A 12238-nucleotide genomic window follows, 5' to 3' on the forward strand; every position below is an offset into this window, starting at 1 on the left:
CACGTTGTTTCTGCTTTATACGCCAGCTGTTTTCTTGTAAGACTCTCTACGTTCCTATTGTTTCGACTCCAGGTCGAACAAGCTAGCGCAAAAGCCTAAGCAGGAGCAAAGTGACGAGGAGATTGAAGTCCATGCCTTGCAGAAAGCGTCCGTCGTAACGGAAAACAACTATTTTTTATTTTGAGGAGAGTTATGTCCCGTCCTCCTTTATAATTCATTCAGTAACCCTTAGCTTTTCCTCTATTCTCTCTAGAACTTTTTCAAAATAATCTAATGGATGAGGCACAAAGTTGTCCTTATCTACATTTTTTTCTATACTACTCCTTACTCCTTGCTCGTTGATCAATATTCCTTCTATCTTAATAGATTCTACGTTACCTTTCCATAGCCCCATAAAAGACGAAAACTCAGTTCTAACAATTCCAGCTACCTCTTCTGTTTGTAATGTAAATGCATCCCATGTAGGAGTAGCTTTATAAACAAAGTTATGAGCAAACTCCTTATCGATTAACTCCTCTGAGATAATCGTGTAGCCTATTACCCCTAAGGACTCCAGCTCCCTAAAAGCCACTTCGATCCCTAGTTCCTCTTCTACCTCTCTTACCCCGTCTTCTACTGATTCTATTGATAACAGATGACCAGCTGCCGTAATATCCAATAAGCTTGGGTAATCTTTTTTCTTATCACTCCTTAGCTGGAGATAGATGTAATCCACTCCTTCTTCTCTACAGACAATCCAGCAATGAAAGGTTTCATGCCAAAGTCCTAACCTATGTATTTCCTCACGAGTAGCCACTCCCGTAACATTTCCTCTATGGTCGAACGTTTTCAGCATTTCCATGTGAAGACCCCTTTTAAAATAATCATTTTTTATTCTATATGGTGTTTGAGTTGAATATATTTAAATATTGCAGTCATATAAAACTCGTAGAAAGAAAATAGGTGATTCCAATATGATAAAGCTTCTATTATCCTTCAGTCTGACATTACTAGTTTTTATTCTACCATTTCCATCGGTTAGTCTCGCCACTGAAAGCAATTCATCTGTGGATCATACAGTTGTAGAAAAACATATTAACAGATTATTAAATAAGAAAATAGAAGATAGCCGTCCTCCCGTCCCACCCTCACCAAAGAAAGCTAACGTTTACTTAACCTTTGATGATGGGCCAAATAAGTTTACAACTATTAACCTTCAAACCCTTAAGCAATACGAGGTTAGTGGCACATTCTTTTTTTTAGGAAAGCATATGAAGGAACATGAATCCATTGTGAAAGCTGTAGCAAAAAATGGGCATTATATTGGGACTCATAGTATGACGCATGACAAGACTAAGGTTTACAAAAACGCAGAAGCCTTTATACAAGAAATTAATAGCGGGGTTAGCCTGATCGAGCAGATGACGGGGCACAATCCAAGGCTGATTCGTGTACCTTACGGAAGCAAGCCACATGTAACAACAGCCATGCAGGACAAACTTATTAAACAAAACTATAAGCTTTGGGATTGGGATGTGGACTCTAACGACTGGAGATACACTGATAAGCAGTATAAAGAAATTGTTAAAAACGTTCAGTTGGAAACAGAGAAAGCGTACAAATCGGGTGACAAAGACATTATTATACTCCTTCATGATAGAAGCCAAACTACTAAGGCACTCCCTCTTATTATTGAATGGCTCCAAGAGGAAGGCTACACACTTAAAACATATGAAGAAGAAAGGCATATAGTTCAAAATTTCCTTCGTGACAAATCATTATAAAAGACAACTTAAACCATGAGTGGTCCCAGCCTATTCATGGTTTTTTTTATTTCCCATGCTAATCTTTAAATTACCTTTATGTTGGAACTTCTTGACATCCTACCTCTATTAGCCTATTATTATGGATTGTTCGATAAATTAACGTGGTTCGAGAACCTCCCACGGTAAAAAACTAAGGAGAAATGAATATGAACATAAAAACGATGGCTACGAGCGGGATCATTGCAGCTTTATATGTGGCTGTATCTATGCTAGTGGCACCCTTTGCATTCGGTGCTTTTCAATTTCGGATATCCGAGATGTTTAATCACCTAATAGTATTTAACAAAAAGTATTTCTTTGGTATTGTGATTGGAGTATTTATTACCAACCTGTTTTCCCCATTGGGACTTTACGATTTAACCTTTGGTGTGGGACATTCCCTAATCACTCTATCTATTAGTATACTTATAGGTAAAGTTGTAAAAGATCAGCTATGGCATATGATTTTAAACACCATTTTGTTTACATTTACTATGTTTATAATCGCCATCGAATTGCACCTCTATTTTGATATTCCAGGTTCTTTATTTTATGAAACTTGGTATACAGTCGCTTTAGGTGAATTTGTAGTTATGGCAGTAGGTATTCCATTAATGCTTGCCTTAAATAAACGCTTAAAATTTAAGGAACTCATATAAAAAGTAGAGCCCTCCATTATGGAGGGCTCTTACTTTATTCCTTTACAAACTCAATCGTGCTTCTTACTGTATCTATAGGTCTCACTAAGCCTTCGATTTGAGCACGTTTCGACTCTAAAAATGGTGGCAAGGAAAGCTTTTCTCCTAAAGTTTCATAGGGCTCGTCACCCATGAATCCAGGACCGTCAGTCGCAAACTCAAATAATATTCCATTCGCCACTCTCGCATATAGGGATTGGAAGAAAAAGCGATCTACGAATCCCGATGTATTGAATCCAAAGTTTTCCATTCGCTCTGTCCACTCATCTAAAACCGCTCTGTCTTCTACGCGGAATGCCGCATGATGCACTGTTCCAAAGCCTTGACGACCAGGTGGAAGAACAACATTCTTTTCTACAATCACCTGTGCTCCGTTTCCACCTTCTCCAACCTCAAACAAGTGAAAATCTCCATCCTGGGCAATCTCTTTAAACAGTAATACCTTTTCTAAAACTTCTTTCATATAGTCAAACTGTGCAATTCGAATGTGGATCGGTCCTAGTCCAGTAATGGCTTGCTCTAAAGGGATAGGCCCTTTTTGCCAAGGTGTTCCTGATTCCACTCCTGTATTATACTCATCAGAAATTAATTGATATTGCTGGTCGTCAAAGTCAACAAAAGAGAGAACCTTCACTCCGAACTGCTCCTGTATACCACTGTGTTTAACGTTCAAGCGATCAAATCGTTTAACCCAGTAATGGAGGGAATCATCCGTCGGAACGCGAAAGGACGTTTTGAATATTTCATCCGTTCCATGTGTACCTTTTGGAATTCCCGGAAAATCAAAAAATGTCATGTCTGTCCCTGCTCCACCAACATCATCTGCAAAAAACAAATGATACGTTTGAATATCGTCTTGATTCACCGTTTTCTTTACTAATCGCATTCCTAATACGTATGTGAAAAATCGATAGTTTTCTTCTGCACTGCTCGTAATTGCCGTTACATGGTGTAATCCCTTTAAATGATTCATATATGGTAAACCTCCTGTTTTATCTCTAATTTAAATATCTTTAATTCGAGATAATTTTATCATGTAAAAAAATAGAAGTCAATCAGAAAAGCATAGGCGCCTATCCCTGCCCCGACAGGCTAATGGGGAAAAGCGCAAGTACATATGTCTACCAATTTCAGAATTTTTATAGTTTCCTACACAATTAAAAAAGGCCGAACAGCTAGTTTGCTACTCGGCCCCTTTTTTATACATCTATTTCTGTACCAATTCTCTGTTCCCTTGCCTTTACAAAAACACCCTTTGCAACTGCTAAATCATAGTACGCTGCTCCGACAGATTTGAATAAAGTGATTTCCTCTTCATGCTGTCGACCTTCCACTGTTCCAGTAACAAGTTCTCCAATTTCTCCATGGATTTTATCGAAGGACCATTCGCCAATTTCAGAAGCATGCATGAGTTCCCCTGCCTCACCTTTAACTCCAGCCAAATCGTCTACTACAATTTTAGAAGACTTGGTTATCGTCGCTACATCCATTTCAAGCATGTGGGGTAAATAAGAGCCAACTCCATTAATATGAGTCCCCGCCTTTAAGTCCTTCCCATTAAAAACAGGCTCGTTAGATCTCGTTGCACAGCAGATAATATCTGACTCTCGCACTGCGGCTGAAACGTCCTTAAACACCTCATAAGGAATAGTAATCCCAAACTCTACTAGTTTTTGTCCAAATTGCTCTGCTTTTGAAGAAGTTCTATTAACTAGCAAAATTCGTTCGATATCTCGTACAGCTAGCACTGCAAGCACCTGCTCAAATGCCATTGCTCCTGTTCCGATTATGGTCAACACCTTCGAATCCTTTTTTGCTAGATAATCTGTAGCAACACCACTAAGTGCTCCAGTTCTTAGCCTTGTTAAATAGGAGGCATTTAACATGGCCAAATGCTCTCCGTTTTTTGCATCCGATAGTAAAACGACGCCTTGTGTAGTTGGCTTTCCTTGTGACGGATTGTTCGGGAAAATGGTCACTACCTTTACAGCTGTAACCTCCCCTATTAAATCAGCACTTGGCATATACAATGCAGATGCTTCATGCTTTGGAAATTCAATTACTGTTCTATGTGGACTCGCTAATTTCCCTGCTGCCTTTGCTTTTAATATCCCTTTGACATCCTCTATTGCATCTTTCATCTTATATGTACACATAATCTCCTGTTCATTAACTACTAGCATTATTTAAAACCCTCCCTAAAAATAAAAGCTCGTCTTGCCTTAAGTAGCGTAAGACGAACTTTATGTTTACATCTTTATACTTTACTAAGTTCTTTTTCTGCCTTTGCTAATGACTCATCTTTTTTAACTGCAGTCACCTCATCCAGGTTTTGTTGGCTTCTATCTTTAACAGCCCAGATTGCCAATAAAGAAATGACCGCTGTGAAGATAATATAGAATGCAACTGGAACATAGGATCCATCAAATTGTAGCATTAGACTCGTAGCTATTAATGGTGCTGTTCCACCTGCTAAGGCCGCTCCAATTTGGTAGCCTAGCGTGATTCCTGTATAGCGAACCTTAGCGTCAAAAATCTCTGAAAACATCGTTCCTAGCACGGCCGTGATCGGTGCCCAAATGATTCCCAGCCCAATAATGGTTGCAATTACAAGTAACGCAAGCGATTGTTGCTGAAGCATCCAAAAGTAAGGGAAGGCGAACAAAATCATCCCAACGGTTCCAGCCACGTAAACCTTTTTACGTCCGATTTTATCTGATAGACTTCCCATTATAGGTATAAGAATAGTCGTCACTATTGTTGCTACCATCACTGTATTTAATACAGCAGTACGTGAGAATCCTAGCTCAGCAGTAGCGTAAGAAACAACAAAAGTACCAAAAATATAGAAAGGTGCCGTTTCAACTACCTTAGCCCCTACTGCAATGATAACTTCTTTCCAATGATACTTTAACGTATCCGCGATAGGGAGCTTTGGAATCTCACCTGACTCTTGTACTCTTTTAAAGGAAGGTGTTTCTTCAATTCCTTTACGAATCCATAAGCCAAAAATAACAAGCAAGGCACTCATGATAAATGGAACACGCCAGCCCCATGTCATAAAAGAACCTTCAGGTAATAGAGTCATAATAGATAAAGCAACTGTCCCCATTACCATCCCAATTGTTACACCCATTTGTGGGATTGCTCCGTACAAACCTCGTTTTTCCTTTGGTGCATATTCAACTGCCAGTAATAGTGCTCCTCCCCACTCTCCGCCGATACCTAGTCCTTGGATTAAGCGCAGCGTAATTAATAGAATAGGAGCCCATACTCCAATCGCTTGATAAGTAGGCAGTAGCCCCATACCAAAAGTAGCAACCCCCATTAGACTTAATGTTATAACTAATGTTTTCTTTCTCCCAATCCTGTCACCGATATGACTAAATATGATTCCACCGAATGGTCGGATAAAAAATGCTAATGCGAAGGATGCATATGAAAGCAGTAACCCTACTGTTGGCTCCTCTGTCACAAAGAATATTTGATTGAAAACAAGTGCGGCAACTGTACCATATAAAAAGTAATCAAACCATTCAATCGAGCTCCCTACTAAGCTAGCAATCCAGACCTTCCTCATTTGTTTTTGGTCCATCTTCCCTCTCCCCTTTCAAAATTGAAGTACCACTTTAATTTCTCCCTAAACTTTATTTTAGATAGTTTTTAATTTTCTGTCAACGGGTATTTGATAGGAATCGTTGAGGGATGCCTCATTAGTAGGTATGATAACTATAGATAAGAAAAAGGAGAGAAACATATTGTCTTCAAATTTAATAGGATCTATTCTAAAAAATTTAAGAAAAGAACGTAAGCTCACTCTAAAGGAACTTGCAGAGATGACTAATGTATCAATTAGCTTCCTCTCACAAGTCGAAAGAGGAAAGTCTAGTGTAACGTTAGAATCTCTCAAAAAAATAGCAGATGCACTGAAAGTCAACCCGACCGTTTTCTTTCCGGATGTAACTTCTCATGATGAATTGGCTGAAATTAGACAACAGTTTTATTACAAAGATTTATCCAATGGCATCCAGGATGCTGCCTATACACCTATACTCGTTACACTTCAATCTGGAGAAAACAAAGGAAATGCCTTTTCCCATAGCGGTCATGAGTTTCTATTTGTAGTAGAAGGAACCTTAACCGTAGTAGTCGATGGTAAAGAGATGGAACTGAAGGAACAGCAATCGACGATGTTTGACGCAAATCTATTACATTACTGGTATAACTTAACGGACAAGCCTGTTCGCTTCCTAGTAGTATCTTCCCGATAATGGTTAATAGAAGACAACTATGAGAAGTCCTAAGGATATAGATATCAACTCATCTGAAAAATAAAAAATAAAATCCCGAACATTGTTTACCACTATTTGGATTATTCTTTTTTCTGTGAATTCATAGTAAATTTAAATGGATGGGAAAATAATGTAAGGGGATGGAGAAATGAATCAACAAACACACATCAAAGAATTACAAGTAACAATTTCAATTACAGAAGAGACTATTGAAAATATTATGAGCGCATTGTTAGAGGATGAGAAATGGTCCATACATCAGGATGATGACCAGTCTAACTGGAGTAACAAGCCTTTAGGAATCTATCAAGACGAATGGGCAACTAACCTCCTGCTTCACGGAGAAATGCTTATGTTGACTGACAAAAGGAATAAAAACTCTTTATACTCGATGACTTTAGAAGACTTATATGATGGTATTTTCTTTAGCTTAAAGGGTGGTAATAGTAGTCTGTTTCAAAACGTTACTAATGAAACTGCCGATACAATTATTCAATATTCCATATTCAAAAGACTTCTCTACTTATCTTAAACTTTAATTCACTTAGCAGTCCTTTTTTTAGACTGCTTTTTTTAGTGATTTAAAAAAATAAAAATTGGACAGCTAGGTGCTTGTATTTGTTCGTAAATCAACACAGGAATACCCTATAAACATGAAGGATAAGGGGGTGTTAGTTTGCAACAAAGAAGAAATAACAAACGTGGTTTTTGTCTTCCAGGCTATAATTGGTGCGGACCTGGATGCAGTGGTCCGGGAGCTCCAGTTAATGAAGTAGATGCTGCCTGTAGGATGCATGACCTTTGTTATGATAGTGGTAGAGGTCAGTGCGATTGCGATCGTGAATTCCTCGAAAGACTTCGCCCTTTAGTGAATCGTTATACCGAGTCCGGTAGACATGCAGGTTTAATACAAAATTATATGCGAATTCGAACCAACCTTAAATGTGGATCCCCTCGACATGAACCCTATTAATTCATACGCCTACATCTAACACTCCCAGAGTGAAGTATCTATTCTTGAACTATACAATGATGATTCTACCCTATCGATTATTGATAATCTTTTATAGCATTTTTAGTCACTGGCTACATCCCTTTCTTCAAAAACTTAGCAATAGATTAGCCAAAAGTAAAGATTCTGCTCTTTCTTGGATTGTATGAATTGCTGGGTTACTTTTACTATTCGTAAGCTTAGACTATCTTTTAATAAGACCCCAAAGCTATCAAGCGATGGGATCTTATTTTTAATTTATTTTCTTCGGTCCGTTCCAATACATTTCTCGTAGACGGAATATTTGTAGCTTACCAGTAGCGGTTTTAGGAAGTGCCTCTACAAAATCAACTGCTTTTGGAGCTTTAAAGTGAGCCATTTTAGAGCGACAATAATCAATTAGCTCTTGTTCTGTAATGCTACTTTCCGGCTGAAGTACGACAACTGCCTTTGGTACCTCACCCCACTTTTCATCAGGTACCGCAATGACAGCTACTTCTAATATATCTGGATGCTTATAAAGCACACCTTCTATTTCAGTAGAAGAAATATTCTCTCCTCCTGAAATGATCATATCCTTAATACGATCTTGTATCTCAATATATCCATCTGGATAGGTAACTGCTAAATCACCTGTATAAAACCAACCATCTTTAATCGCTTCGACAGTTTTTTCCGGGTCCTTATAATATCCTTCCATTACTACGTTGCCACGTGTAATAATTTCTCCTAGCTCCTTACCGTTCCATTCAACCTCCTTGCCATCCTCCTGATTAACGACCTTTGTTTCTCCATTAAACGCTAACTCGATTCCTTGTCTCGCCTTAATAGTAGATTGTTCATCTACAGTTAGATCATTAAATTCTTTTTTCCATTCGCAATATAGAATGAATGGAGATGTTTCCGTTAGACCATATACATGCATCATATTAAGTCCAAGGATTGATTGCGCTTTTGCGATTAACGCCGCGGCAGGCGGAGCCCCTGCAGTAGCCATACGCGGATTAGTTGTGATTTTCACATCTTTTGCCTTCGGTTCATTAACAAGCATATTAACAACGGTTGGAGCACCGCATAATAAAGATATTTTATGCTTTTCAAATAAATCTAGTATTAACGGAGGATCTACTTTTCGCAAACAAATATGGGTAGCCCCTACTGCTGTGAGTGCCCAGACTCCTCCCCAGCCATTTGCATGAAACATAGGTAACGTATGAAGATACACATCATCGTGATTTACATTTAAATGATACATAAAGTTTGCTGCGTTCAAATAATTTCCTCGATGTGTCAGCATAACCCCTTTTGGCTTAGAGGTCGTTCCACTTGTATAGTTTAAGGTAAGCAGCTGATTTTCATCTATCTCTGGGAATTCTATTACCTCTGTCCCTGCTGTGATAAAGTCCTCATAATCCTTTGCTTTCAATGTATGACTATGTCCGGCAACAGCCACTACTACGATTTGGTCAAAAGGTAGATTTTCCGCTATCTTCTCAATCGGGCCTGTAAACTCTGCATCTACTATCAACATCTTAGAGTCGCTATGCTTGATAATATACTCAATATCCTCCGCATTAAGACGGTAATTTAATGGTACCATTACTGCTCCCAGCTGACAGATCCCATAAAAGCACTCCAGCATATAATGAGTGTTAGGAAGCATAACTGCTACATGATCCCCTTTTCGAATACCTGCCTTGTATAAAGAATAGGATAGCTGGTCAGCACGCTGTGAAAATTGCTTATATGTAAATTCCTTTTCTCCATCAATTACAGCTACTTTTTCCGGATAATACTTAACTGCTCTTCGTTTCCAATCTAACGGCGTTAACGGTGAGAACATAATTACCAGCTCCTTTTCTTTGCTTTTATTTTATTTGAGTAGATTCATTCTTATGCTTTGATTTCTCCAAAAACACCCTTTTCGGCAAGGGACTGAATCTCTGGCAAGTCCATTCCTAAACTCTTCAATATTTCCTGAGTATGCTTACCTGTTGAAACACCTGCAAAGCGGTACTCTGGCCTACTTGCTGAAAATTTTATAGGGAAAGCAATTTGCTGTTGCTCTCCTCCTTCACTTTTCGGCACAGTGGTCACCATATTTCTAGCCAGTATTTGAGGGTGCTGAACTGCTTCGCCAAAGCTTAACACTGGCTCTACACAGCCATCAAAATCATCCCCAAGAATACTAATCCATTCGTCAAAGTTTCTTGCCTTAAATTCCTTTGTCACGATTTCTTTGAATGCCTGCTGGTCTTCCTTACTATTGCTGTTGCTAAGCTTTATAAGATTTCTATCTCCTAATAGCTCACAAAGTTTTTGCTGAAACTTCGGCTCTAAACTTCCAACTGAAAAATAACGACCATCTTTTGTCTCATAGTAATCATAAAAGGTTCCGCCATTTAGCAGCATTTCCTCTTCCTTCGGATTTTCCCCGCCAACTAGAAAATTCGGTCCATACATAGCGTTCAAGGAAAAAGCAACATCTGTGAGGCTTACATCAATATGCTGTCCTTCTCCAGTACTATGTCGATGATAAACAGCTGCAAGGATTCCAATGACAGCTGGCATGGATCCTCCAGCTAGATCTGCCACTTGAATACCTCCAGGAACAGGTGCCTGATTTTTTCGAGCAGAGTAGCTAGCTACTCCAGCTATAGATAAATAGTTGATATCGTGTCCTGCTCTATTTCGAAGAGGACCAGTTTGGCCATATCCTGTAATGGAACAGAAAATGATCTTAGGGTTTATTTCCTTTAACTTTTCATAGCCAATCCCGAGCTTATCCATAACACCGGGGCGAAACTGCTCAATGACAATGTCATATTCCTCTATTAGCCTATAGATAATATCCTTCGATTCTGCTAGTTTTATATCTAAAGCTAGCGATCGCTTAGAGCGGTTTAGATGAGCAAATGTTGCAGAAACCTCACCATCCTTTGGCTCAATATGCTTTAAAAAATCCTCTCGATTTGGAGCCTCGATTTTAATGACATCTGCTCCCATGTCGGCTAACATCATCGTGGCAAAAGGTCCCGGCAGAAGAGTAGAGAAATCTAAAATCTTTAACCCATTCAATATCCCCATTGTCTCACCTCTCTATTAAACTAATTTGGTGAAAGCACTTACAAGTTTAATTGTAAGTATTAATTTAAATATTTTCAATAGTCTAACTAATTTCAACATAGATAACCAACTTACAAATAATTAAATTATTTTTAAATAAAATGGATATTTATGTTAAAATTAACTTGAATAAGTCAAATGAATAAATAGCAGTTTATTATAAAACTGCTCCTACAATCAACATGATGCTGTTATAAAAAGCATCCGCCAGAGTGAAATCAATTCTACTGTATTCCACAAATACCCTTCTAAATGTGCTAGTTTTTTTAAAATAAGAAATCATAAATTAATTAAAACTTATAAAATCATCCAAGAGCCGGTTTAGTCACACGAATTACAAGTTAAACAACAAGGAGGGGAAAAGTTGGCATACAATGCAAAAGTCCAGCGAGGAATTATGTTTTTTTTATTTGTAATGACGGTGGGTTTATTACTTTCAAATATTATAGGGAATAATTTTTCCAAAGGATTGTTATATTTTCATATTATTATTCTTTTATTTTCACTGTTTTCATTTTTTATTCAATATAAACTGGAAATAAAGGATGGTTATCTGACGTATCAATTCCTATTCATCAAAATGCCTTTTTATAAACGAGTCATACACCCCTACCAGATAACAAATATTAAATTTGTCCGTTTTGGTTGGTCTACTAAAGGTGCTATTATACAAATCAATAAGGGCCTCAATATTCGTGTTTTTAACTTCGAGCCTAACAACGTATTCTTAGATTTACTCGATTTTGCAAATCAAAATTCTATATCAATCCAAAAAACTAAAGATTATCAAATTTTAGAACGAATGAAGGAAACTTAGTCAATAGTCTCTCTGAATCTTTACATATGATGAATCTAACGAGGGAGCGTTTGTGTTGAAAATTAAAATTACAATAAGTTTTATATCATTGATTTGTTTGTTTTTGGCTGGTTGTGCTGATGATTACCAAGAAAGTTTTACTTTCTCCGGAACAGTCGAGGAGTTAGACGCTCAAGAAGAGATATTAGTTATTAAAGAACACAACAACATTAATAAGGGCATACAAGGAGGAAATGTATACGAAATACCTGTTGTTGATGTGAAGAGGTATAATATTGGTCAAAATGTCGAAGTAACTGTCTTTTCTAATACGGATGAAGATGTTTGGGATGTAGATCATATGAAATTTGATATAAATATAGTCAAAGAATAACCATGAGCTAGGAGATACTTTTCCAAGCTTTTTTTGTTTTTAGGCTATGTTAAAGAGTAGGGTTGATTTATGATGCAAAGAACTCTATAAATCAGAAAGTAGAATTGATTTTTCGCACCAGCCGGACGCTTTCCTCGGGGTGAGCGATAAGCCATCA

13 protein-coding genes and 1 riboswitch are annotated in these 12238 nt (G+C 37.9%); of the genes, 7 read left to right on the plus strand and 6 right to left on the minus strand.

Annotated elements, in window-relative coordinates:
- Positions 1-214: 214 nt before the first annotated feature.
- The gene (locus Q0371_RS16325; RefSeq protein ID WP_298472969.1) at positions 215-841 is read right to left on the minus strand and encodes an NUDIX domain-containing protein; all 627 of its coding nucleotides are present in this window, start codon (positions 839-841) and stop codon (positions 215-217) included.
- A 112-nt stretch (positions 842-953) separates the two neighbouring features.
- Between Q0371_RS16325 and Q0371_RS16330 the strand changes: the two genes are divergently transcribed.
- Positions 954-1763, plus strand: a complete 810-nt coding sequence (locus tag Q0371_RS16330) for a polysaccharide deacetylase family protein (RefSeq protein WP_298472972.1) — start codon at positions 954-956, stop codon at positions 1761-1763.
- A gap of 137 nt (positions 1764-1900) precedes the next feature.
- Positions 1901-1945, plus strand: a riboswitch (PreQ1 riboswitch).
- Positions 1946-1951: 6 nt separating this feature from the next.
- Entirely contained in the window at positions 1952-2443 is a 492-nt protein-coding gene (locus Q0371_RS16335; RefSeq protein ID WP_298472975.1) for a QueT transporter family protein, read from the plus strand.
- 34 nt (positions 2444-2477) lie between these two features.
- Here the strand turns inward: Q0371_RS16335 and Q0371_RS16340 are convergent, their stop codons facing one another.
- From Q0371_RS16340 to Q0371_RS16350, 3 genes are all read right to left on the minus strand, one after another.
- Positions 2478-3455, minus strand: coding sequence for a ring-cleaving dioxygenase (locus Q0371_RS16340; protein ID WP_298472978.1), 978 nt, complete (start codon positions 3453-3455; stop codon positions 2478-2480).
- Between the two features lie 226 nt (positions 3456-3681).
- Positions 3682-4665, minus strand: coding sequence for an ornithine cyclodeaminase family protein (locus Q0371_RS16345; RefSeq protein ID WP_169360437.1), 984 nt, complete (start codon positions 4663-4665; stop codon positions 3682-3684).
- 74 nt (positions 4666-4739) lie between these two features.
- A complete protein-coding gene (locus tag Q0371_RS16350) occupies positions 4740-6077 on the minus strand; it encodes an MFS transporter (protein WP_169360436.1) in 1338 nt (445 codons plus the stop codon).
- 163 nt (positions 6078-6240) lie between these two features.
- On the opposite strand from Q0371_RS16350, the gene Q0371_RS16355 reads away from it, so the two are divergent.
- The 3 genes from Q0371_RS16355 to Q0371_RS16365 all read left to right on the plus strand — a co-directional run bounded on the left by Q0371_RS16355 (position 6241) and on the right by Q0371_RS16365 (position 7747).
- Positions 6241-6753, plus strand: coding sequence for an XRE family transcriptional regulator (locus Q0371_RS16355; RefSeq protein ID WP_251556502.1), 513 nt, complete (start codon positions 6241-6243; stop codon positions 6751-6753).
- Positions 6754-6922: 169 nt separating this feature from the next.
- Positions 6923-7306 carry a hypothetical protein gene (locus Q0371_RS16360; RefSeq protein ID WP_169360434.1) on the plus strand — a complete coding sequence of 128 codons (384 nt, stop codon included), beginning with the start codon at positions 6923-6925 and terminating at the stop codon, positions 7304-7306.
- 144 nt (positions 7307-7450) lie between these two features.
- Positions 7451-7747 (plus strand): phospholipase, encoded by a 297-nt coding sequence (locus Q0371_RS16365; protein WP_298472987.1) that lies wholly within the window; start codon positions 7451-7453, stop codon positions 7745-7747.
- Positions 7748-8018: 271 nt separating this feature from the next.
- On the opposite strand, the gene Q0371_RS16370 is transcribed toward Q0371_RS16365, so the two are convergent.
- Both Q0371_RS16370 and Q0371_RS16375 read right to left on the minus strand, forming a co-directional pair.
- Entirely contained in the window at positions 8019-9608 is a 1590-nt protein-coding gene (locus Q0371_RS16370) for a long-chain-fatty-acid--CoA ligase (protein WP_298472990.1), read from the minus strand.
- Between the two features lie 50 nt (positions 9609-9658).
- Positions 9659-10852 carry a CaiB/BaiF CoA-transferase family protein gene (locus Q0371_RS16375; RefSeq protein WP_298472993.1) on the minus strand — a complete coding sequence of 398 codons (1194 nt, stop codon included), beginning with the start codon at positions 10850-10852 and terminating at the stop codon, positions 9659-9661.
- A 403-nt stretch (positions 10853-11255) separates the two neighbouring features.
- Between Q0371_RS16375 and Q0371_RS16380 the strand changes: the two genes are divergently transcribed.
- Complete coding sequence (locus Q0371_RS16380) at positions 11256-11708, plus strand: hypothetical protein (protein WP_169360430.1); 453 nt, start codon at positions 11256-11258, stop codon at positions 11706-11708.
- A gap of 55 nt (positions 11709-11763) precedes the next feature.
- Positions 11764-12081, plus strand: a complete 318-nt coding sequence (locus Q0371_RS16385) for a hypothetical protein (RefSeq protein ID WP_169360429.1) — start codon at positions 11764-11766, stop codon at positions 12079-12081.
- Positions 12082-12238 lie beyond the last annotated feature (157 nt).

Origin of the sequence: uncultured Psychrobacillus sp., from assembly GCF_938022135.1 — a bacterium.
Taxonomy (GTDB): domain Bacteria; phylum Bacillota; class Bacilli; order Bacillales_A; family Planococcaceae; genus Psychrobacillus.